The sequence below is a fragment of the Nostoc sp. PCC 9305 genome, assembly GCF_963920915.1.
In the GTDB taxonomy this organism is placed as follows: Bacteria; Cyanobacteriota; Cyanobacteriia; order Cyanobacteriales; family Nostocaceae; genus Nostoc.
This window is the reverse complement of the sequence record NZ_CAWUDN010000066.1, coordinates 1-23,623: the sequence shown is the minus strand read 5'-3', so window position 1 is coordinate 23,623 and position 23,623 is coordinate 1. Positions and strand designations below refer to the sequence as shown.

The 23,623-nt window shown below is 41.9% G+C and carries 12 protein-coding genes; 7 read left to right on the top strand and 5 right to left on the bottom strand.

Translation table 11 applies throughout. The annotated features are described in order from the left end of the window. Window positions 1–61 precede the first annotated feature (61 nt). Window positions 62–1,372, bottom strand: coding sequence for a threonine synthase (gene thrC / locus ACM0OX_RS22715; RefSeq protein ID WP_292737139.1), 1,311 nt, complete (start codon window positions 1,370–1,372; stop codon window positions 62–64). A gap of 829 nt (window positions 1,373–2,201) precedes the next feature. Between thrC and ACM0OX_RS22710 the strand changes: the two genes are divergently transcribed. The 6 genes from ACM0OX_RS22710 to ACM0OX_RS22685 all read left to right on the top strand — a co-directional run bounded on the left by ACM0OX_RS22710 (window position 2,202) and on the right by ACM0OX_RS22685 (window position 15,287). Further along, window positions 2,202–4,730 (top strand): beta strand repeat-containing protein, encoded by a 2,529-nt coding sequence (locus ACM0OX_RS22710; protein WP_414517249.1) that lies wholly within the window; start codon window positions 2,202–2,204, stop codon window positions 4,728–4,730. A 177-nt stretch (window positions 4,731–4,907) separates the two neighbouring features. Beyond that, window positions 4,908–5,471, top strand: a complete 564-nt coding sequence (locus ACM0OX_RS22705) for a hypothetical protein (protein ID WP_414517248.1) — start codon at window positions 4,908–4,910, stop codon at window positions 5,469–5,471. A gap of 269 nt (window positions 5,472–5,740) precedes the next feature. Then, entirely contained in the window at window positions 5,741–7,177 is a 1,437-nt protein-coding gene (locus ACM0OX_RS22700) for a hypothetical protein (protein ID WP_414517267.1), read from the top strand. Next, window positions 7,174–11,055, top strand: a complete 3,882-nt coding sequence (locus tag ACM0OX_RS22695) for a TonB-dependent receptor (protein ID WP_414517247.1) — start codon at window positions 7,174–7,176, stop codon at window positions 11,053–11,055. Before ACM0OX_RS22700 ends, ACM0OX_RS22695 begins: the two co-directional genes overlap by 4 nt. Before the next feature lie 195 nt (window positions 11,056–11,250). After that, on the top strand, window positions 11,251–14,130 hold the full coding sequence (locus tag ACM0OX_RS22690) for an isopeptide-forming domain-containing fimbrial protein (RefSeq protein ID WP_414517246.1): 2,880 nt from the start codon (window positions 11,251–11,253) through the stop codon (window positions 14,128–14,130). Between the two features lie 167 nt (window positions 14,131–14,297). Next, the gene (locus ACM0OX_RS22685) at window positions 14,298–15,287 is read left to right on the top strand and encodes a DUF1350 family protein (RefSeq protein WP_414517245.1); all 990 of its coding nucleotides are present in this window, start codon (window positions 14,298–14,300) and stop codon (window positions 15,285–15,287) included. Between the two features lie 131 nt (window positions 15,288–15,418). Here ACM0OX_RS22685 and argC read toward each other — a convergent pair whose 3' ends face one another. Both argC and glpK read right to left on the bottom strand, forming a co-directional pair. Continuing rightward, window positions 15,419–16,393: an N-acetyl-gamma-glutamyl-phosphate reductase gene (gene argC / locus ACM0OX_RS22680; protein ID WP_414517244.1), complete on the bottom strand. Its 975-nt coding sequence runs from the start codon at window positions 16,391–16,393 to the stop codon at window positions 15,419–15,421. A 195-nt stretch (window positions 16,394–16,588) separates the two neighbouring features. Then, window positions 16,589–18,124, bottom strand: coding sequence for a glycerol kinase GlpK (gene glpK / locus ACM0OX_RS22675; RefSeq protein WP_414517266.1), 1,536 nt, complete (start codon window positions 18,122–18,124; stop codon window positions 16,589–16,591). Between the two features lie 833 nt (window positions 18,125–18,957). On the opposite strand from glpK, the gene ACM0OX_RS22670 reads away from it, so the two are divergent. Further along, window positions 18,958–19,647 (top strand): CPBP family intramembrane glutamic endopeptidase, encoded by a 690-nt coding sequence (locus tag ACM0OX_RS22670; protein WP_414517243.1) that lies wholly within the window; start codon window positions 18,958–18,960, stop codon window positions 19,645–19,647. A gap of 11 nt (window positions 19,648–19,658) precedes the next feature. Here ACM0OX_RS22670 and ACM0OX_RS22665 read toward each other — a convergent pair whose 3' ends face one another. Next, window positions 19,659–20,828: a PAS domain S-box protein gene (locus ACM0OX_RS22665; RefSeq protein ID WP_414517242.1), complete on the bottom strand. Its 1,170-nt coding sequence runs from the start codon at window positions 20,826–20,828 to the stop codon at window positions 19,659–19,661. Window positions 20,829–21,910: 1,082 nt separating this feature from the next. Then, entirely contained in the window at window positions 21,911–23,203 is a 1,293-nt protein-coding gene (locus ACM0OX_RS22660; protein ID WP_414517241.1) for a hypothetical protein, read from the bottom strand. Window positions 23,204–23,623: the final 420 nt, after the last annotated feature.

Genomic DNA, 23,623 nt, shown 5'->3' with positions numbered 1-23,623 from the left:
AGGAATAAAATTAAGAGTAAAGAGTTATGAATATAAAAAACTCATAACTCCTAACTCCTAACTAAACGAGAACTTGTTGCCATTCCAAGCGATCGAGAGTACGCGATCGCTCTAGTGCACGTTCAAAACTATCGAGTTTGGCATCAATAGTCAAGGGTTCGCCAACGTAGCCTTGGATTGCTTCTTGGGTTTTCAAACCATTACCGGTGATGTAAATCACGGTAGTTTCATCTGGATCGATTTTGCCAGCTTCTACCAGTTTTTTCAGCACGGCCACGGTTGTACCACCAGCCGTTTCTGTGAAGATGCCTTCGGTTTCTGCCAGCAGCTTGATGCCATCAATAATTTCGGCATCATTGACTGATTCAATATTACCACCAGTCTTCTGAGCTAACTCCACAGCATAAATGCCGTCTGCTGGGTTGCCGATCGCTAGTGATTTCGCAATTGTATTCGGTTTTACTGGCTTAATAAAGTCGCGTCCTTCTTTGAAAGCTTGGGCAATTGGCGAACAACCTTCAGCTTGAGCGCCACTGAAACGGACGCTCTTGTTTTCTACTAAACCAACTTCGATAAATTCTTGGAATCCTTTATAAATTTTGGTAAACAGCGAACCAGATGCCAAGGGAGCAACAACATGATCCGGTAGCTCCCAGCCTAGTTGTTCCGCAACTTCAAAACCTAGCGTCTTAGAACCTTCAGAGTAATAAGGACGCAGATTAATGTTGACAAAACCCCAGCCATGTGTGTTAGCAACTTCAGAACAGAGACGATTGACTTGATCGTAGTTGCCCTTGACTGCCATCAAGGTGGGACTGTAGATTAGACTACCGATAATTTTACCAGCTTCTAAATCTGCGGGGATAAACACACAGCAGTCTAAACCGGCATGAGCTGCGATCGCAGCTGTAGAATTTGCCAAATTACCAGTGCTAGCGCAAGAAACAGTAGTGAAACCTAACTCCCGCGCCCTGGATAGAGCGACTGACACCACCCGATCCTTAAAGCTCAGGGTGGGCATATTCACGGCATCATTTTTTATATAAAGCTTATTTAGACCCAGGCGACGGGCAAGACGGTGGGAACGAACTAGGGGAGTCATACCAGTTCCCACATCTATAACATTGTCGGTTGCAACAGGCAAAAAGGGACGGTAGCGCCAAATTGAATTGGGCCCAGCTTGAATTGTTTCACGAGTGACAGTCAGACGTAGGGCATTGTAGTCATATTTGACTTCTAACGGGCCAAAACATAACTCACAAACATTACTGGCTTTGAGTTCATATTCCGCACCACATTCCTTACACTTCAAGGCTTGAAAGTAGGCAGTGCTGGTTTGGGTTTGGGTTTGGGTTTTGATTGCCTGAGTCATAAACTAGCTTTCCCTGTTTGTCTGTCACTTGTCGCCTGATACTAACACGAGCAAAAATACCAGTCAAACATACCCGACAAAAATTATCGGGTATGTTTGGTATTGAGAGGAATGATTCTTGTAAAACTTTAATACTAGTAATCTCTATTTTTAGTATTTACACGTATGTCTTTAATGTTATGAAAAAATAAAATAGCTTCCATTATTCAGCATTAACACTGGAAAATGCTATGAATAAATAGCATTTTTTTATGACAAACTTGCATTTATTGAAATTGTTATCCTATTTAAGCGATCTAGATAGCTTAGTTAATTTTCAATTTTTTTGATCTAAATGACTCTCCAGGGCAGTATATATTTCTGATAACAAAGTCTCAAAAACATTTTTATATATAAGTTTTAGTGCTTTTAGCATCTGAATCAACCCACTAAAATTGCCATGTGTGTTGCCACAATAAAGTTAATTTTTCAGCTTTGATGGGCTCATTCACAGCTATAGAAGTTACTTATTTATACGGAAGATTTTTTTTGCTTTAAAAGCTACATTGCTATTTACATCTCTAACTAAGCAAAATACAGTAATAAATTACACATATTTGCGATTGCCAGCTTTGATTCTCAAGGGTAAGCGTAAAACAACTAGACAAGTTTTTCTGGTTATTGTCTCAATATCATTTCCAAGGAGTGTCAATAATTTAACTCCTTAAATATGCATTCCCAAAACTTCAATGTTTTGGGCAGCCATAAATCGGTAATTCCTTAAAAGGGATTGCCGAACTTTATCCTGTCTCAAAATCTGAGATACAAGTTCAGCAAACAAACTACTTCTATGGTAAATCGAAATCAATCTGTAAATAAGCAGCGTAAACTTTACCAATTTCTAGTAGCAACAGCATTATTAACTGGTAGCCTTTTCCAATTTCTCGCACCCGTATTAGCTGACGGAACGACTGCGGGTACATCTATCAGTAACACTGCAACAGCAACCTACGAAGATCCTAACAGTCCAGGGACAACTATCAACGCTACTTCTAACACTGTCGTTGTCACCGTGGCAGAGGTTGCTGGTATCACCGTCACAGCTTCTGGAGTCACAGATAACAATGGCGGTAATGTTGCAGTTGGCGACTTACTAATCTACACCTACACCTTGACTAACGTAGGTAATGACCCCACCAAATTCCACATTCCCAACCAAGCGACAACAACTGGGCCGGGTACAGTTTCTGGTACATTACCAAATGGTGGTACAGTTAATAGCCTGCAATATAGCACTGATGGTGGTCAAACTTGGATAAACGTCCCTCAAGGTGGCGTAGACACACCTTCTGTTCCGGTTAACGGTACTGTGTTAGTACGTGTCCCAGTAACTGTACAATCTGGCGCTCAAACCAATGATGTCATTACCGTTACTCTTGGTAATACTCCTGGTGATGCCCAAAACCAACTGCGGAGTCCTGATGGTGGTGACATATTCACCGTAGATAACCCCGATGGTAGTGCTGGTGAGGTATCTGGCACACCAGTTAATGGTACACGGGAAGCTAGCGCCACCGAGCAAATTAAAGTTGGTTTAACGGTGAAGACATATGCTTTAGCCACCATTCTGAAGGTTCGCAGTGGCTATAACAATGCTGGCACAACTGCGATTACAGATGATAAATTGACCTACGATTTGAGTTTGCGAGTTGAGTCCAACGATCCCACAGGACAGGGAATTACACCATCAGCTTTGACGGGTACAAGCATCAATGTTAATGGTGCTGCTGGCACTTATATCTTGGTTTCTGATGCGATTCCTGCGGGTACAGATTTAGCAGTAGCACCGACTGCACCTCCTGGTTGGCAAACTGTCTACACCACTAATCCAGTTACAACTAATGCTAATACAGCTAGTTGGACTACGACAGCACCAGCCTTGGCCTCAGTTACTCGCGTTGGTTTTATCAATAATCCAGCAATCATTACTTCCATCGCTCCTGGTACAACGGTGAATGGCTTCTCGATTCAGCTAGCCGTTGAATCAACTGCAACTTCACCCTTAACCGTCGCTAACATTGCCCAATTATTTGGTCAAACACCCAGCAGCAATTTCCCAGTATACGACGACTCCGGCGACCAAAACCCCAGCAACTATGACGGTTCCCCAGGTAGTATGACACCTCCTACGGGTACAGATACCAATGGTGATGGTATTCCCGATACTCTACCGCCTGCCAACGTTGATGATGGCTATATTAATACTCCAGCATCTCCAGAAACTGGAACTGACGCAGGTAATAACAACAGTGGTACTGGTACAGGTGGTGAGGCGAACGTCTTCACAGTGCAAGCGCCTATTGCTTCGGCGTTACTCAACGGGCCGCAAAATGCCCCGGATGCTACTGGGCCGTCAGGTGGAACCGACGACGACTTCACCAACAAATCTTCTCTCGTTCCTGCTGGTACAGCACCTGGTAGTACACTTGATCCACAATCAGTTGGCTTCACCAACACTGTTAAGAATAGTGGTACTGACTCAGGTGTTTTGAAGATAGAGCCAACTAAACCAACAAATATAGGAGATTTACCGAATAATACGAAGGTGACTATTACTTACGGTAGTCAGTCTGCTGTTTATACTTACAATAGTGCAACGGGAGTGTTTACAACACCTGGTACAGCAATTACAATCCCCAACGTTGCTCCTGGTGCAAGTGTCAACTATGGTGTAGAAGTTGATTTACCTCCAGGTACGCAGTTATCTACTGATATTAATAGAGGCTTCCCAGTACCCATCACTGCTTCGATTGACAATTACACGACGGACACCAACGGTGATGGAATTAAGGATACTGGCAACGATAATACCTTTGATTCATCTAACATTACTATCGATCGCGTGTACACTGGCTTCCTAAAACTGCTGAAACAGTCACGAGTTTTACAAGGAACTGGGCCTGTAGTCCAGGGGAATGATGGCACATTCAGTATCGATCCGAAGAAGCCTGCGCCAGGAAACATTATTGAATACCAAATTCAGTACACAAATATTTCCGATCCTCAATCTGGAACTGGGAATGTGATTTTGAATGCTAACAAAGTTGTAATTACTGAAGATGGTACGAAACTCCCAAATAACTGGGCATTAGACAACGATGCCAGCGGTCAAATTGATACTAGCAACATTGTTGGTTCAGCTAAGGATTCCGGGACTGCAACCATTCAATTTTTCAGTGGTAATCCAGCTACTAACTCTGGTATTGACCAGACTGGAACTACGGCAAACACTGATGTTGCTAAGTATGTGGATACTGTCACGGGCACGATCGCACCGGGTATTCAAAGAACATTTACCTTTCAACGCAAGGTGAACTAATTCGTTGGGATTGGGGACTCCGAAATTTGCAGACTCTAGTACAGAAGAGTCTGCGAACCATTTGACCTTATCCCCAACCCCAAACAGCAAGCAAATAGGAGAGTGACTCTTTCTTAGCAAAAGCTGGGAAAGATAAGTCAACAATTCACATTCTGGAATTTTTTTGAGGTTATTTATATGAAGCGTGTTTCTCTTGCAGGTTTAGGAGCATTCGCTCTCATTGTTACAGTTCCATTTGTCGGTCAAATTCCGGGAATTGCAAATGTATGGCATTCAGAAAGTGCTGTTGCTCAGAATATCAAAACTCAAGGGCAAATTCAATTGCGTTTAGAAGCAGAAAAGCAAGTGGTGGTACAAGATCAACAGGGTAAGCAAAGCCAGAAATGGGAACCTTTGAAAGGTCAAGTTGTGGTGCGACCAGGAGATGTATTGCGATATACATTGAGCGGCGAAAATCAGAGCGATCGCCTAGTGAAAAATTTGACTTTTAATCAACCTATTCCCAAAGGAATGGTCTACGTACTGAATTCTACCAATGTCGCCAAAAATGCCAAAGTAATTTACAGCATCGATGGTGGACGTAGCTTCGTCGAAAATCCCACTGTTAAAGTTACTCTTCCTGGCGGCAAAGTGGAAACCAAACCAGCCCCAGCCATTGCTTACACCCATATCCGTTTGCAAATTCCATCACTTGCAGCGAAGACAACAGTCAAGGCAACTTATCAAACCCAAGTGCGCTGATTAACACGCCGCCTTGCTAACTCGGAAAAGAGCCGCAATCAAGAATATTTTTAGATTCCATCTGGAAACGAGATTTTAAAAGAGTTTTAGCTTAACTGGATTTTCCCAAATAAATAAGTGCTTTTATTAACAACAAGCTTGACATTTCAGAGGAGATGTGGTAAGTGAGCCGTCCTCAAAACCAAAAGCAAATTACTTCTAGCGGTAGCTGGTGGCGACGGTTAACAGCTACTGTTCTTCTGGGAAGTTTTTTGCATACTACTATATCTATGCCAGCGATCGCGCAACAGACTAACAATCTGGTTGCGTCTTTGCCATTAATAAATCAAGCTACTTATACTTATACAGATTCTGTTAGTAATGATCAATATCAAGGAAGTTCTGAGCAAATTAATGTTAGTCCTATCCCCTTACTCGATCCATTAGGACGGATTTTAGGTTGCGCTGGGACAATTTTACCTGACTATACAGGTTTTTCAGTTGGGGTATACGAACCCAACTCTAGCGATCCAACGGGGACAGAATTGGGCAGTTTGGTTGCTTTGACTCGAACAGAGTTACCAGATATTCCTAATAACAACGTTCCTGGTGGGAAATCGCCGAATACCGAGAATAGTAATCCCTACTTCGTTACGAATAACCCTGCGGGTGTCTACAATTTCCTACTCGATCCGAATAAGGGTCAAACCGCTCCAGGTAGAACCTACATTTTTGTAGTTAATCCACCACCAAATTCTATCTATAAACAGCGGCGGGTCAAGATTGAAATCCTTGCTAACACTGGAACACAAGGTAATGGTGTCGTCCGATATGTCGCTAGTTCTTTAGATGGTCAACCAATCAGTCTTACAGGTGAAACCAGACTAGAGCAAACAGTTGTTTTAGTTCCCAACGCAGAAACAGTGGGACTGGATTTATTAGCCTTTGAATTCACTACAAATTTGTGTCAAGCCAATCAGTTACAGATTATCAAAACAGGCGATCGCGCTACTGCTGAACCTGGAGATACGGTAATCTACCGCCTGTCAGTAAAAAATCTTGCTGATGCTGGTTTGAGTAATATATTTGTCACCGATGACCTACCTTTAGGATTCCAATTCTTGCCGAAATCTGTGCAAGGAGAGCTAGATGGTCAACCAGTCGCGATCGCTTCAGAACGCAACGGTAACACAGTCACATTCCGCACAGATGTAACAATTTCCCCAGAGAAAGTCTTGAATATTGCCTACGCGGCTCAAATAACAACTGATGCGCTACGTGGTACTGGTCGTAACACTGCGATCGTTAATGCTCAACGAGCTGATAACCGTTTTAGTACTAAGGATGGCCCAGCAACCCACCAATTGAAAATTCGTCCAGGAATCGTTTCTGACTGTGGCACGATTATCGGTCGGGTGTTTGTTGATAAAAACTTTGATGGTGAACAACAGCGTGGTGAGCCTGGAGTACCCAATGCAGTGATTTTTCTGGAGGATGGAAACCGCATCACTACAGATCCTAATGGTTTGTTCTCTCTAGCTAATGCCTTACCTGGCTACCACACAGGTGTACTAGACCTCAGCAGTGTCGCGGGTTACACCCTAGCTCATAACGAAAAATTCCGCGAACGAAATAGCCAATCTCGCTTAGTGCATTTAGAGCCTGGTGGCTTAGTACGCATGAACTTCGCTGTCACCCCAACATTTCAGGAGCCAGTCAAGAAATGAAAACCAGACTGCACTGTTTAACTACATTTAACCTGAGATTGATGGGGGTGATGCCAGTAGCTTTCTGCCTTGTTTTGTACCCTACAATTGTCAAAGCAGAAATCACTAGTGAAAATCTCCTTTTCCCTGATTCACCTTCGCAAGCAGAAAAGAGTGTCGAAGATCCTAATTTTTCAGCGCATCTGGAAAACCTCTCTTCTTCTAAGGGAGAGGCTTTAAATTCTCCACCTCTCGAATTTGCTTCAACTTCTTCAGCATCGGCTCCTGAAATTCCAAATGTCCAGCTAAGTGAAACAGAAATACAACCATTTCAACCAGAAACTTCTGTAGATTTGCCCAGAGACTTAGGCAAAATATCAGAAATAGAGGATAAGAACGACGAACGCAAAAATACTGAAACACTATTTCATGCTTCTCCAACAGAAATACAACCATTTCAACCAGCAACTTCTGTAGGTTTGCCTAGAGGATTAGGCAAAATTGCAGGAGTAGAGGACACCGGGACAAAGGGACAAGGGGTAAATGAAAATCTTCCTGTGTCTCCCACTGTCCCTATCTCGACAGCAATCAAAATCCTGACTCCGACGGCTGACAGTGTTGTAGATGTACAAGCTAGTACGGTAATTGTGCAGTTTCCTGCTGGTAGTCAAGTGGAGTTGCGGGTAAATGGCGCATTGGTAGATCCTTCTTTAGTAGGACGGACGGAAACTGATGCTACCACCAATTTAGTAACGCAGACATGGTATGGTGTCTCGTTAAAAGAAGGTGCAAACACCATCTCTGCACAAGTTGTTGGAGGAACAGAACCCCCTGTAACAGTGCAAGTCGCAGTTCGGGGAGCGCCGAAGCAATTAACTTTAGAAACAGTTGAGTCTCGTATCCCGGCGGATGGACGTTCTACGGCGACAATTCGGGGTCAACTCATCGATGCAAGTGGTAATCGCTCAAATCGTGATGCTGTTGTCACCCTCATACCCACTGCTGGGGAGTTAGTCGGGAAAGACTTCAAGCCTGATGAACCCGGATTTCAAGTGGAGGCGAAAGCGGGGCAATTTACAGCGACGTTGCGATCGCAACTGAAGGCAGAAACTGTGACAATTCGCGCGATCGCAAATGATTTAGAAGCCTTCACCCAACTACAATTTGAAACAGCACTACGTCCGAGTTTAGTTACTGGAGTCATAGATTTACGTTTGGGTGCTAGAGGTACAAATTATTATGGCAGTTTCCGTGATTTCCTCCCCCCTGACAAAAACAACGGAACCCAATTAGATTTCCATTCAGCGATATTTGCCACTGGTGCGATCGGGGAATGGTTATTTACAGGCGCATACAACAGTTCTCGTAACCTCAATGAAGATTGCAACTGCGATAATCGCCTGTTTAGAACTTACCAATTCAGCGAGCAAAACTATCCTGTCTACGGCGATAGCTCAAAAGTTGATGTAGTTGCTCCTTCCATTGACAGTGTATTTTTGCGTTTTGAGCGTTCAGCTCGTACCCCTGGCTCCGATCCTGATTATGCGATGTGGGGTGACTATAACACAGAAGAATTTGCGCGGCGATCGCAGCAATTTACTTCTATCACCCGTCAACTCCACGGTTTTAAAGCTAACTACAACTTAGGAAACCTACAAATTACAGGTTTCTATGGCGACCACTTAGAAGGGTTTCAACGAGATACTATTGCTCCCGATGGTACTAGTGGCTATTACTTCCTCTCTCGCAGACTATTACAAGCAGGTAGTGAAAATGTCTTTATCGAGTTAGAAGAACTCAATCGTCCTGGGACTGTATTAGAACGCAAACAACTTAACCGAGGCCCAGACTACGAAATCGACTACGATCGCGGTACTTTATTATTCCGCGAACCGATTCTTCGTACCGATATCGATCGAACCGGACAAGTATTGGTACGTCGGATTGTTGTTAGCTATCAATATGACAGCGAAGACTCTGACGGGAGCATCTATGCTGGTCGTTTGCAATATAATCTTTCCCGCAAACTTAACCAGGAAAGTTGGATAGGAGCAACTTACGTTCAAGAAAATCACGGGGTACGCGACTTTCAACTCTACGGCGCAGATGCGCTGATTGCTTTGGGTGATAACGGTAAGTTAATCGCAGAATATGCCCATTCTACGAATGATTCTGATGTTGTGGGAAAAGTCAGAGGTGATGCTTACCGTTTAGAAGTTGAAGGAAAGATTACTAATGGGATTCAAGGTCGTGCCTATTATCGCTTTGCTGATACGGGTTTTGCCAATAATTCCACTATCAGCTTTGTCCCCGGACAAACCCGTTATGGAGCGCAGGTTACAGCTAAACTCACCTCAACTACCAACGTCAGAGCGCAATACGATCGCGAAGACAATTTTGGGATTGCTCCCCAACCTCTAGATACCTTTGAAGAACTGTTTGCACCGCGTTATGAGGCGATACCTGGTAGTAAGGTTGATAATTCACTGACGACGATTTCCGCTGGGATTCAACAACGCTTAGGTAGAGCCACTATCGATTTGGATTGGATTCATCGTCGTCGGGAAGACCGTATCCCCGACAGTAGCTTGAGTAGTAATTCGGATCAACTGCGATCGCGTTTTTCAGTTCCCCTTGCTAAAAACCTGACCTTCCAAGCCCAAAATGAACTCAGCTTATCTTCCCAAAAAGATACTGTTTACCCAGACCGTACCATTTTGGGGTTGAATTGGGCGGTAATTCCTGGTGTCAGCGTTAGTCTAGCCCAACAGTATTACAGTAGCGGTCAATATTCGGGTAATTCCGTCACTAGCTTGAGTGTCAACGGCGAACACAAACTCGGATCGGATACTACCTTGACCGGTCGCTACTCAATTTTGGGTGGTGCTAACGAAGTGACTACCCAAGGTGCAATTGGTCTAAATAACCGCTGGACTATTGCTTCGGGATTGCGGCTGAACGTTGCTTACGAACACGTATTTGGCAACTTCTTTGGACGCACGGCGGCAGGTCAACAATATGCCCAACCCTACGCTTTTGGTCAAGCAGCATCTGCGATCGGGTTTGATGGTGGTGATAGCTACAGTGTAGGGCTGGAATACAGCGATAATCCGCAGTTTCAAGCTAGTGCCCGTTATGAACATCGTTCCTCTTCTGGTGGGAGTAATACAGTAATTACCGCAGGTGCTGCGGGTAAAATTTCTCCGGCTCTCACAGCTTTAGTACGTTATCAACAAGCCGGTTCTTCCAATCAAAAGCTTTCAGGATTGGGAGATACTGCTAACCTCAAGTTGGGTTTAGCTTACCGCGACCCCAATAGCGATAAATTTAATGCTTTATTGCGTTATGAATATCGCCAAAATCCATCAACTATCCCTGACACAATCCTGTTAGGAAGTGGTACGGGTTCCCAAGACCATACCTTTGCTTTAGAAGCGATTTACGCTCCTAACTGGCAATGGGAATTCTACGGGAAGTATGCGTTGCGTAACAGTACCTCTTACATAGCTAACGATTTAGCCGGTACTAGCACAGTAAATCTGGCCCAAGTACGCGCTACCTATCGTTTGGGATATAGCTGGGATTTGGTGGGTGAGGCTCGTGTAATTAGTCAGTCTAGCTACAGTGAGACAGGCTTTGTTCTTGAAACAGGCTATTACCTCACGCCTAACCTGCGCGTTTCGGCTGGTTATGTCTTTGGGAAAGTTGATGACCGAGATTTCTCAGGAACACGTTCCGCAGGTGGGGCGTATTTGGGCTTTACGGTTAAGCTGAATGAATTGTTTGACGGCTTTGGACAACAAAAACCTGTAGCGCGCCAGCCACAGGAATCAGCGATGAAAACTTTGGTGGGTAAACTCAAGGCTGCAATGAGGGGGATACAAAGGCGTGAAATATAAAAGGGTTATTTGATGTAAAGACGTTGGAATGAACGTCTCTTACGAATTAACCCTTCCTTGTGGGAATACTATTGTCGTAACGATTTTTATCCGCTTTGAATCTAGTGCAAAAACGTTTTAATTTTCATGCTGCTATTTGTATATTTATAAACTCAATATCATTACTCACATATTATGTATTTTTATTGGAACTAAATGATGAGATATTTACTTAATAAATTAAAAGCGATCGCCACAGTAAATATTGATGAAAATGATAAATTTTCTCTGATTGCGGACAATCCACTAAAAAGAACTATGAAAAAGCCGTTAACAATTAGCCGTCAAAAATTATGGCTCAGTAGCTTGGGCTTTTTTTTATGTATTTTCGGAACTAGTATCCAACCTAGCTGGGCTGAAGGCAGCAAAGAGTTAGTTTCTGATGGTGGATATAGACCTTACCTGGAATGGTCAGATTTAGCACTGGCAGGTATTGTTCGGAAAACTATACTCAAAGTTTATGTTCAACAAGGAGAAACAGTTAATCTTGGCTCTAGTGTGATTACTAGTTTTTCAGACCCACAAGATATTGTTTACCGCAGTCCCTTTGGTAGTCAAAATGGCTCTTGTGATGTTCTAACGAATGGCTTTGGTTTGATTAATACTGTTGCCAAAGAAACGGCCGGCCCTTTACCTAATATCGGTGGCTATACCCCTTGTAGTTTCGTCGCTACAGAAACAGGTATTTACGAAGTTGAATTTCATTCTCCTGATAAAAGTGGTGCTACAAATAATAATCCGCCCCCAAGAACTACAACGGCGGTATTTCCTACAAATGGTACTCAACTTTCAGGAGTGGCTGCTTGGGATATCACAGTTCGAGATAGTAACGGTGTTAAAAAAGGGCGAGTATTTACCAACTATATCGCTATGAATATGGGAGGAAATGCTGGGCTAAATGGCGCTCCTGCTGGTTTAGGACTTAACTCTAAGCTCTATATTCAAACTAAAGATGGGTATCGTTACGAAACTGACATGAATGGAGTCGATCCTTTTGGCTTCATATTTTTTGCTAATAGCCGGGGATATATTGACAGTAACGGTTCTACACTTTATCACTCTATCAATTCCCCGCCAGACCCAAACAGCACACTCAACTTTTATGGCAATGTAAAAGTTCAAAGTCCGAATGTTACTGATACTACAACAGACATTACTCACCTAGTTTTCTTCAATCGCCCCGACACTGCAACCCTCAATGCTTTGAGTATTCCTATTGCAGCAAATGTTCCGATAGTACCGACTTCGTTCAAGTTTACTGGGGGTAATGGAGGTAGTGGGAACCAAACTTCTGTGGGTGTGGGAGGCAATTTTAGCTTCAATGCCAGTTCAAGTGGTAGCTATCAAATAATTATTGACACCAACACTGATGGTATTTATGACCCTAGTAGCGATAGAGTACTACAAAATGTGCTATCTCTAGGCTCAAATGTGGTGCTTTGGAATGGAAAGGATGCAAATGGGGTAAATCTCCTACCTCGACCAGGAAACTTACCATACAATGCCATAATTACAACACGGTCGGGTGAATATCACTTTCCCATGTTGGATGCCGAAAATAATACGCTAGGGTTTAAAATTACAATGGAAAACCCTCCGGCTGCTTTTCCTAACCTTGTAGATCAAAATGGACAGCAGATTGGATCGACGACCGTTTATTACAACGACAGCAATTATACTTCTGCTAACGGCACGGCGATTAACTTAGATGGTACGGGAGCTACTAACCCGCGTAATGCTGCTAGAGGGATTAATAGTGTGTCAGGAGAACATGAATTTAGTAGTAATTATGGTGACTATAAGGGAATAGATACTTGGACATATTTTCCAAGTGAAGCAATCAATACTCCCTTGGTAATTACTACTAGCACTCAAGCAAATGTCATAGGAAGCAAATCTGTTCGCTTCCTTGCAGACAATGATAGTAGCGGAACTGTGACTGTAGGCGATCGCATCGAATATACCATCACTTACTCCAACCTAAATCCAGGTAATAGCGATGCAATTAACTTTGTCATTAACGACTCATTGCCCTCACAGTTAACCTTTGTAAGTAAGGTAATTTCAACTGTTACTGCGGGAAATAACATCACTCTCAATCCTAGTTACAACGGCGCTGGTGCTGTGACAAATTCTGGAACTCTGCGTGTAGGCGATACTATCACCATTAAAATTACTGCCACGATTAATAATGCCAATGGCGGTAATCCAATTAGTAACCAAGCAAATGCTAATTTTAACACACCTGATAATCCTACAGGAACTGTTGGTACAGTGTTCACAGATGCAGACTCTGCTGGTGCTACTAATAATCCACCTACTCTCGGTAATTCGTTCTTACAAATTACTGATAATGGTGTAGATACTGGTAATAGTCCTGCCAGTACAGCAGATGACGATCCTACTTTATTTACAGTATTAAATGTTATTAATTCTAACCCTAAATTGCTGTTAATTAAACGCATTACCCGCCTCAACAACCAAGATTTAACTGATATTGTGGATGGTCGCAGTGACGTTGCTACTAATGCCAGTAACTATGTACCAGAACCTTATGCTACTGATGATAACGAGTCTAAATGGCCTGCTGGCTACTTGCGAGGATTAATTAATGCTGGCACTGTCAAACCGGGAGATGAGTTGGAATACACTATATATTTCCTTTCCAATGGTCTTGGTAATGCAACTAATGTGAAATTCTGCGATTTAGTTCCGAATAATGTTAATTTTATTCCTACTGCTTTTAATGGCATGACTCCTAGTGATGGTGGCTTACCAGCAGCAGATCGAGGAATTGCCCTAGCTATTGGTTCTACTACACCTACACTTTATCTCACTAATGTAGGAGATAGCGATCGCGGGTATTTTTATACAGCTAATGACTCAGGTACACCATCATACTGTGGTACTAACACCAATGGGGCAGTAGTGGTCAATATTACAGTCCCAAGTTTTCCCAATCTACCCGCAGCTACTGGATCTGGCACACCAGCGAATTCTTATGGTTTTGTCCGCTTCCGCGCTAAGGTGAAATAGTTTTAACCACGGCTAACTAGGGGAATTAAGGCCAGGCCATTAGGAGAGTTCTGGTTATTCGGTAACGAAGCGATCGCAGTTTTGTAAAAAAATCTTTTGAATAATCCGAAAAGCAATAACTTCAGTTTGGAGATTCAGCATATACCTACAAATAAGTCATGGTAAATATGAATTTAAAACTGAGATTTAAACCAGTTTCTCACAGTTGGGTTGCTTTACATCCAAAGCCTAAAGGGGTAATTCAATTTATTGCTGGGGCTTTCTTTGGTACATTTGGCCCTATGCTTTTTTATCGTTATCTGCTTCAATCTCTATTCGAGCAGGGATATACAATTATTCTTTTGCCATTTAATTTTACTTTTAACCATTATGTAGAAGCTGGTTTTCTCATGAGAGAACAGTATGAAATTCTGCCAGAGCTTGTGAAAATGGCAAGTGTTGCAGGATATGATTATGAAGCCTATCTAGATGATAAAAACTTTTCTTGGATTGGACATAGCCTTGGCTGTAAATATATCTCGCTGTTAGAAGGATTTACTGCTTTACCTCCAGATGCTCAAGAGAGAGAACAGTTTATTCGGAAGCTACTATTTAAAACTTCCGATGAGTCACAGATAGAAAGTGTGATTGCAGACATTAACATTCTCTTTGATGAACTAACGCGAAAAAGGGATGAAGTTAAAAAATTAATTTACACTTATGTGCATAAGAATATCAACATTAACAGTGTCTTCATTAAAGGACAGGTATCTATCCTATTAGCACCTGCCATTGCTGACACAGGGAGTGCAATTCGTCCTCAATTTTTAGCGGATATCATCGACAATCTTGGTTGGGGTGTGAAACCAACTGTTGAAGAAACCCAGCATTTAATCAAGGATAGTGGGCTATTTAATATCATGGGTTTAGTCTGTTTCAAATCAGACAATATTGCTAAATCAACCTGTGAATGGTTTACTAATATTCTGCAAAAGCCACCGCAAGATTTTCGGAAAACTCTAGCAGGTGGACATTTAAGACCTCTAGGGATTCAGCTAGCTAAGTATGTCGTTAATCTTTTTGATAAACCGTTAATTGAATCAGTTCAAGAGCGAAACAAAGCATTTGAGCATAATGTAATTCAATTGCTTGAAGAACTGAAAGAAAAATCAAGATAATGGGCATTGGGCACAAGAGGCAGACAGGAAAAACTTACTACAACTTCTCCCCTGCTCCTCTGCTCCTCTGCCCCTCTGCCCCTCTGCTCCCCTGCCCCCCTGCTCCCCACTCCTCACCGTTTAACCCTTTTTCATGACAATCCCAACTCTTCTGGAAAACCGAGCATGATGTTTAGGTTTTGGACTGCCGCTCCTGATGCGCCTTTACCCAGATTGTCAAGACGAGCAACTAGCAAGACTTCTTTGGTGGTGTCATTGGCGAATACAAAAACCTGAACAATATTAGTACCGTTCAGTGCAATCGCATCTAGAAATGTTCCGTCTCTGAGCAGTGTAGAATCTTGGAATGGAGCAACCTGCACGAACTTTTCACTTTGGTAGTAGTCAGCGATCGCTTCATAGATAACTTTACCTGATGGTGGATTATCTAAACTTCCCAGTGGCAAAGGTATCTGTACTAACATCCCCTGCTCAAAATCTCCCACGGCTGGTACGAACAGCGGCGGTGATGCTAACCCTGAATACTGATGCATTTCTTTGACGTGCTTATGCCCAAACTGCAAACCGTAGATGCCATAAGGGTAGAGTGATTCTGCCCCGGCTTGCTGTTCGTGGAAGGTATGATACTGTTTGATCAGGTTCTTTCCGCCACCAGAGTAACCTGATACTGCATTAACGGTGATGGGAAAGTTACTGTTCAGGAGTCCTTTAGCAATTAACGGACGGATACAAGCTAAAAATCCTGTGGGATAACAGCCCGGATTGCTGACAAACTGGGCGCTGGCGATTTTCTCTCGCTGTCCTGGATTTAGTTCTGGGAAACCATATACCCAATCCTTAGCCGTGCGATGGGCACTACTAGCATCAAGGATCTTAACCCTAGTATTACTGACTAAGCTAACAGCTTCGCGGGCTGCATCATCAGGCAGGCAGAGAATGATAACATCAACAGCATTGATTAGTTTGGTTCGCTCATTTGCATCTTTACGTTTAGATGCTTCAATGCTAACTAACTCGATATCATCCCGTTGGTTCAGGCGTGAGTAAATTTGTAAGCCTGTGGTTCCTGATTCTCCATCAATGAAAATCTTCGGTTTAGTAGTCATGCGTTTTTTATTATATGGAAGTTATATTTTGACAAAGTAAGAGTTATTTTAACGATCGATTTTTGAATGAAATTAACCTGCTTTCACCATCCACACCAAAAAGCTCAGAATTAGTTCGATAGGAGATAGTATTTGTTCCTTCGCCTTCCCGTTTCAGGATATGAATTTTCCCTTTAACTCGTTTTTTGTTAAGGGCTACTCCTCCCAAGCTAGAGTACGTTTCACTGCTTTTTGCCAAGTACCAAATTTGGACAAGGGGAAATCACTCTTCGGCTCAAACACACGCTCAATTTGCCGTTGTTCCACCAGTGTTTCATAGCTCTCCCAAAATCCTACAGCTAAACCTGCTGCAAATGCTGCACCCTGAACAGTGGTATCGCGCATTATCGGACGTTCAACTGGAATACCTAACACATCAGCTTGAAACTGCATCAAAAAATTATTCTCGCAAGCACCACCATCTACGGTTAATCGCCCAACTGGAGTACTGCTAGATGCGTTAATTGCTTGCACCACCTCCAGAACTTGATAAGCGATCGCTTCCAACACGGCACGAACTAGATGCTCTGGTTGTACACTGGCGGTAATGCCGAAAAAAGCTCCCCTAGCGCTCATATCCCAATAAGGTGCGCCCAGTCCACTAAATGCAGGCACAAAGTAGACTCCGCCATTATCTTTTACCTGATTGGCCATCGCTTCAGTTTCAGCAGCAGTTTTAATCAGCTTCAGGCGATCGCGCAACCATTGAATACAAGCACCACTAGTAAACATACTGCCTTCTAAGGCATAGCCGACATCTAAAGTATTGCTGGTATTTGCTTGTGTCCATGCCACTGTCGAAATAAGTTTATGGTGCGTAGGCGTAGCCCCTCGTAGAGATCGCACAATTTTTTTTCCTGTGTGAGCAACCAAAAAGCTACCAGTCCCGTAAGTGCATTTCATCAAACCGGGGCGATCGCAGCCATGACCAAATAGAGCTGCTTGCTGATCTCCTAAAATGGCAGTAATGGGAATTTCAGCACCCAACAAAGTCGCATCAGTAACTCCGAATACTCCTAAACTCGGCTGAATCTGGGGCAAAATATGCGCTGGAATTTGAAATAGATCCAGTAAAGTCTCATCCCACTCACAGGTTTTGAGATTCATCAACATTGTACGGCTGGCGTTGCTGTGGTCAGTGGCGTGGACTTTTCCACCTGTGAGGTTCCATAATACCCAGCTATCAATAGTACCTGCTAAGACATTATTCAGGTCAACATCTGGAAAATTGTCTAATAGCCATCTAAGTTTGGTAGCAGAAAAATAGGCATCAATGATTAATCCGGTGCGATCGTAAATTTCATCAGCGTAACCTTGCTCTTGTAATTGATGGCAAAGGGGAGCAGTGCGGCGATCTTGCCAGACGATCGCTTTATGGAGTGGTTTACCAGTAGCTTTGTCCCAAATCAAACAGGTTTCGCGTTGTACAGTTAGTCCCAAAGCTGCGATCGCTGATGGTACAATCTGGGAATTTGCAATTGCAGTTTGCATCACCCAACAGGTATCCTGCCAGATTTGTTGAGGGTCATGTTCTAACCATCCTGGCTGAGGATAATACTGAGTTAATTCTTTATATGCCTGCCCAACAATCTTGCCGTCTGCGTTAAATACAAAGGCGCGGTTGCCTGTCGTACCTAAATCCAGTGCTAAAATGTAGCCCAATGATGGAATTTTTTTGCCAAATGTGTGCATAGCCGCTTTTAATGTTGCGTAGGCGTAGCCCAACCTAGACATCGCGATTTTAGCAATACGCCTTCAATCACATATACATTATTTTGGGTACATTTTGAATTCCCTGTTTGCATAGCGTTACGTCTCCATAAAGTTGAAAATACTACAATTTTACGCAAAGTTGTATTTAGGACAATCAGTATTGATTTCCGCCTCAAATCCCAGACCTTCACAACATTGCAATACACTGTGAATTTTAATTGTGTGTAAACAAATATACAGCAATTTTCTTTTGCATGAGGCACAAAGTCCCTGGTTTTGAGGTAGGTAGGAGGCAGATCGCTTTTAGCGTCTCCCCTTGGGAGAAGGCAGGAGGCAGGAGAGAGAAGAATAATTTGATTTGTGAATCCTTGGTTCTTTACCTCATTTAGTTGCAAAGTGCTGTATCAGCACAGTATTATCAAAATGCTGCGATCGCAGGAATATTACACACAAATTCATAGAAGTTTTAGTATTAAATTTATGTGGCAATATACAAAGTGTCACTTTATTCAAGTCTAATTATGATACTCATGTTTTATAGTTTGCATATAAAAATTAATAGTAAACCAATACGGTTCACAAAAATGTGAAAAATCATCATCAAGACACAAATCGCCGTCTCCACAAAAGACTAATTATTGTAGAGACGGCGATTCATCGCGTCTCTTGCCTTCACGGAAAGTCTTGAGAGTAAACCTCGTTAATATAAATTTTATTAAAAGTAATCATCTTAACTTGATATAAAAACTATGGATTTAAAACTAGATGTGGTTTAAAAGTTAAAACCATCGAAATACAATATAAATCTCTCCATGCTAAAAGCTAACCAAAATCATAATGCACTACTAGCTCTGTTGTTACTTGTGCCAGTTCCGAGTATTGGTATTACAACTCAACTATATATACTCCCTGGCTTTCAAGGACATTTAGTAGCTTTATTATCTAAAATCTGGTTGTTGGTACTACCCATTATTTGGTTATTATTTGTTGATAAAGAGAATTTAAAATTTGAATATCCTAAAAGACGCGATTTATTGGCTGGAGTCGGATTAGGGCTATTGATGCTAGGCATCATCTTGATTGTTTATTGGCTACTGGGAGCAAAATGGATAGATGTTGAATATGTTCGCGATCGAGCTACACAAGTTGGATTGAACAGTTTTGTGATTTACTTAGTTGGTTCAGTGTATTGGATATTTGTCAACTCTTTGCTTGAGGAATTTGTCTGGCGTTGGTTTGTTTATCGTAAATGTGAAATTTTGGTATCAAGTCCTTTAGCTGTAGTACTGTCTGCACTATTTTTTACGATTCATCACGTTGTTGGTTTAGCAGCTTACTTCGACTGGCATGCGACAACATTATGCTCATTGGGGGTGTTTCTAGCAGGGGCGATTTGGTCATGGTGCTACTTAAATTATTCCTCAATCTGGCCCGGATACATCAGCCATGTTTTTGCAGATATAGCAATTTTTATGATTGGCTGGCAACTGATATTTGCTTAACAAAAATGTAATCAATCGACATCTCTCAAGATAATATGTTTTTTTAAGTCGAAACTGATTATACCTTCTTCTTGCAATTTCCCCATCAATCGTGTAATTGTTACTCTAGTGGTACAGCAAGCGCTAGCAATATCTTCGTGAGTAAAGCGAACATTTAGGCGAGTTCCCTCTGGTACAGTTTCACCCACTTCTCGTTTCAAAAGTTGTAATAGATGCTGTAAGCGATCTTGTACTCGCCGTCTGCCACAAATTGCTAAAAAAGATTCTGTTTGCTGTAACCGCTGCTTAATTTTTGGTAGAAGTGTATGGCTCAGTGTTGCAGAAGCTGATAGTTCTGTTGCATAAATTGACACTAAGTCAACATCAGCAAGCGCTGTTGCTTGGTAAATGTCTAAAGATGTCAAACTAGAACCAAAAACCATTCCTGGTGTTGCCAATCCGATTAGCACTTCTTCACCCGTTTCACAGTAGGTACTGAGTTTCACCAAACCCTGAGAAACATACCAAATTACTAATGGGTTGAGGGGAATAGTTTCTCCTTTATCATATTCATGTAGGGGGCGATTGTTGAAAATGTCACTCTTGTCTTTAACTCTTGCTGATTCTAATTGCTGACGCTCGGTTATATTACGCACCATCCAGCGCAGAGAAATTGCCTTACCCTGTTGATGGCGGACAACTGTCACTGTCAAAGCCGCATCAAAGAACTCGCCATAACGTTGCTGCAAACGTACCAATAACTCTCTAACTCTGTCTGATTGCGATAGCTGTATCAGTTCGTTGCGAACTTGCTGACGTTCTTCTAGAAGGACAAAGTTAACTATTGGTTTGCCCACTAAAAAATGCTTGGAAACATTTAACAACTTAGCTGCGGTGAGGTTAGCTTCTTGGATGATTCCTTCTGTATTAGTTACTAAATAGCCGTCTGGCGCTAACTCGAATAAATCTTGGTAGTGTTGGCGTTCTGCCTCTAGCCAATTTCGTGTTTTTATTAGTTCCTCATTTTGCTGATCAAGTTCCTCCGCCGCTAGCTGTACTATCTTTGAGGTGTTATAGAGTTCCTTGAAAGCTTGCGGCAGCAAATCCGGGGAAATCCAAGGTAGTACGCTAGCAGTTTCGTATAAATCTGCTAAACGCTTGTGCAATACTTCCGTGCGTTGGATAAATTTTTCTATGTTCACCTTAAATCCCCGCTACTTACTTGCAGAGGTTGAGCAAAAAAATCTACTAGGTAGATCATTATAAAAATTGCAGCATTCTTAATTTTATTGAGTGATAAATTTAACTGGTTGTAAACTGCAACTTTTATGTAATTGAACTTATAAAACTACATTTATTTGACTACATCTATTTGAGGTTTTCGACAAGTTATATTCCACATTCGCTACAGATGGGCTAGTTTTTAAATGACATGTTTAGCATTCAATCTAGATTCTCAAAGTAAATTGAATCTAGCAAATTATAAAGTGTCCATTGATAACTTTTGCCACCCAGATGTTTTTTTACAAGAAATTCTACGCTATTTTGCTAAGTATTACTTCTACCTTTGGTGGGAAAACTTTGTAAACTCAGCTAAATACGAGTGCCAAATCTCCCGTTCTAAGATTATGCTAATTTATTTTTGACTAAACTGATAAGCCAGTCAAAATGATAACTAGCAAAGAAATTAGATAAGATATCACAGTTGGAAAACCCTGCATCTCAACCTTAATTTCTGAATATCATTGTTTAATCCTTTTTGTCATTCCCCCAATGAATGATTTAGTGCTAATGATAATTGTTTCCATTGTTACTAAGAATAACTGATAAGACTTTCCCCAACTTCCATCACAAGAATCAAGCAACTACTACTAAAGACATAGAATATAAGTTAAGTTTATTTGTGATTCTGAATACGTTGTCTATTAATAAAATTCACAACTTCTTACAAAAGTTCGGAATCTGAGCCTTTCGATTTTCAAATTCATTATGGGAGTATCTGGCATAGGCAAGAGTAAAACTACCCAGAACAAGCAATAGTCGAACTACTATATCTAGAATTGCCAAGATAGATATGAATAAGTTAAAAATATTTGTATACAAAAGCACGTATTAACTTAATAATTATCCGCCTCTTTAGTTAGAGGATAAATGAAGTAGTAAGCTGGTGTAATTTAACAATGCGTAACAGCTAATCAACGCGCAAGTTATGAGGAGTGATGGGTGAGGTGTCAATGCTATAAAATCTCATCACTCCTTTTTACTTACATCAGTTTATGAGCTACTAACGAATGCCATCATTATCAATGGCGCTGTAGCTATCGCTGGGGAAAAGCCCCAACCAAGGGTCAGAACTAGGAGTTAAAAATAGTTGTCCGTATACTTGTTCATTGAGCGCTTCCACACTTCTGGTTTGCTTACCCTGCATAAACCATTGATGAATTTGGCTATGCAGCATATATTCATTTCTGACTGTATCTAAAGCCATTGTGGCTTCAAAATTTTTCACTATTATCGGCAAATTATCTTTTGGAGTGTTGGCAGACTGAGACTTTTTAGCTCTAATTAAAGAAATGCTGTTTCCATCTAGCTTGACATCGGCGGCATAGAGTTGAGCGATTTTGTTCCAAACTTTCTCGTCAGTAATTTCAGCTAAGGCGTTTTGATTTCGTTCAGCACCAGACTGGAGAGCAGTTAGCATTGGCGTTTCAACTCTCATTTTAGAAACAGCTAGAGAGCTTGCTATTTCTGCTGTCGGTGGTTGACTGGGATTACTGGGAATTTCTACCAACTTAGGGGGAGACTGGATACCCAGGCGCGATAAATCTGCAACCCATTGGGCTTGGATAGAATTTAAGCGATCGCTATGGTATTTTCTTAAATAAGACTCGCGATCGCTTGGTGTAAGTTTACTGTAATTTTTTACTGCTAATTCAGCCTGCTGTAGCTGTCGCAAAAATGCTTTGGGACTATATAATCCTGGAATAGCATCGATTGGCCGACCTGATGCATCCAATATATAGTGAATGCTATTGCCTGTAATCGTTCGCTCCAATTTGCGTCCATCGCCAAAATCAATAGTTACTTTGGGTACAGGGCGTACTGATTGCCAATGCAAAATAAAGCGGTCTTGAAGCAGCTTAGAAATTTCAACATTCGGATACAGTGCTACCCTGAAGAACCTACTATTAGCACAACTCAAATCTTGATCCAGCCTGCCCAATAACCGCAGAGATAAAATGGGTTTACCACTAGTTCTAGCAGCAACTTTGGCTTGTTCTATATCAGTGTACCAATATAAACGAGAGGCGTAACAGTCCCGTTGTTGACAAAGTTCATCTAAAGCTACCCGAAGTGCAGGGGAAGGTAGAACTGCTCCTGAAGAAGCGGTATTTAACGTATTAGCATGGGATTTAAGAAATACTTCTAACCCTTTTGGGCCCTGTTTCCGAAGTACAGAAACTTCTTGAGATAGCTTGGAGGTTGCAGCTACAGGAGTTTGAGCATCAGCTATCTGCACAAAACCGAAGCTGACTAGGATGAGTGCGAAAGAATATTTGCAGGTTCTAAATTTCATATATTTTCAGATATTTTCAAGAAAAATAGGGGGTGTGAGTGGGGAGCATCCGGTTTTGGCAACAACAGAAAGAATTTGGTTGACACTCTCAAAATTCCACTGTCAGCCAGAAATTTAATCCTAGCTTATCGTCTTTCTCGTGGCTGATATTAAAGTATATTTTTATACTATATTACTAATCCAAAAATATTTACGACAAATCACCCCGTCTAAATTGCACTGTTAGGCGGGGTGGTGGAGAGGCTGTAATTTTCATGGCGACTAGAGACGAAACCCAAGATTGACGTTAGTTTGCTGGGTTGTGCTAAGGAGATATTTTCTAGATAATTAGACCTCTTGCAAAAGTCCCTAACACCCCACCCCCAACCCCTCCCCGCAAGCGGCTACGGTGTACACACATCTTTGTATAAAACCAAAATC

Bases quoted from the DNA above. Each gene is read 5' to 3' on its own strand.
- thrC (WP_292737139.1), bottom strand. From the start codon at position 1,372: ATGACTCAGGCAATCAAAACCCAAACCCAAACCCAAACCAGCACTGCC.
- ACM0OX_RS22710 (WP_414517249.1), top strand. From the start codon at position 2,202: ATGGTAAATCGAAATCAATCTGTAAATAAGCAGCGTAAACTTTACCAA.
- ACM0OX_RS22705 (WP_414517248.1), top strand. From the start codon at position 4,908: ATGAAGCGTGTTTCTCTTGCAGGTTTAGGAGCATTCGCTCTCATTGTT.
- ACM0OX_RS22700 (WP_414517267.1), top strand. From the start codon at position 5,741: ATGCCAGCGATCGCGCAACAGACTAACAATCTGGTTGCGTCTTTGCCA.
- ACM0OX_RS22695 (WP_414517247.1), top strand. From the start codon at position 7,174: ATGAAAACCAGACTGCACTGTTTAACTACATTTAACCTGAGATTGATG.
- ACM0OX_RS22690 (WP_414517246.1), top strand. From the start codon at position 11,251: ATGATGAGATATTTACTTAATAAATTAAAAGCGATCGCCACAGTAAAT.
- ACM0OX_RS22685 (WP_414517245.1), top strand. From the start codon at position 14,298: ATGAATTTAAAACTGAGATTTAAACCAGTTTCTCACAGTTGGGTTGCT.
- argC (WP_414517244.1), bottom strand. From the start codon at position 16,393: ATGACTACTAAACCGAAGATTTTCATTGATGGAGAATCAGGAACCACA.
- glpK (WP_414517266.1), bottom strand. From the start codon at position 18,124: ATGCACACATTTGGCAAAAAAATTCCATCATTGGGCTACATTTTAGCA.
- ACM0OX_RS22670 (WP_414517243.1), top strand. From the start codon at position 18,958: ATGCTAAAAGCTAACCAAAATCATAATGCACTACTAGCTCTGTTGTTA.
- ACM0OX_RS22660 (WP_414517241.1), bottom strand. From the start codon at position 23,203: ATGAAATTTAGAACCTGCAAATATTCTTTCGCACTCATCCTAGTCAGC.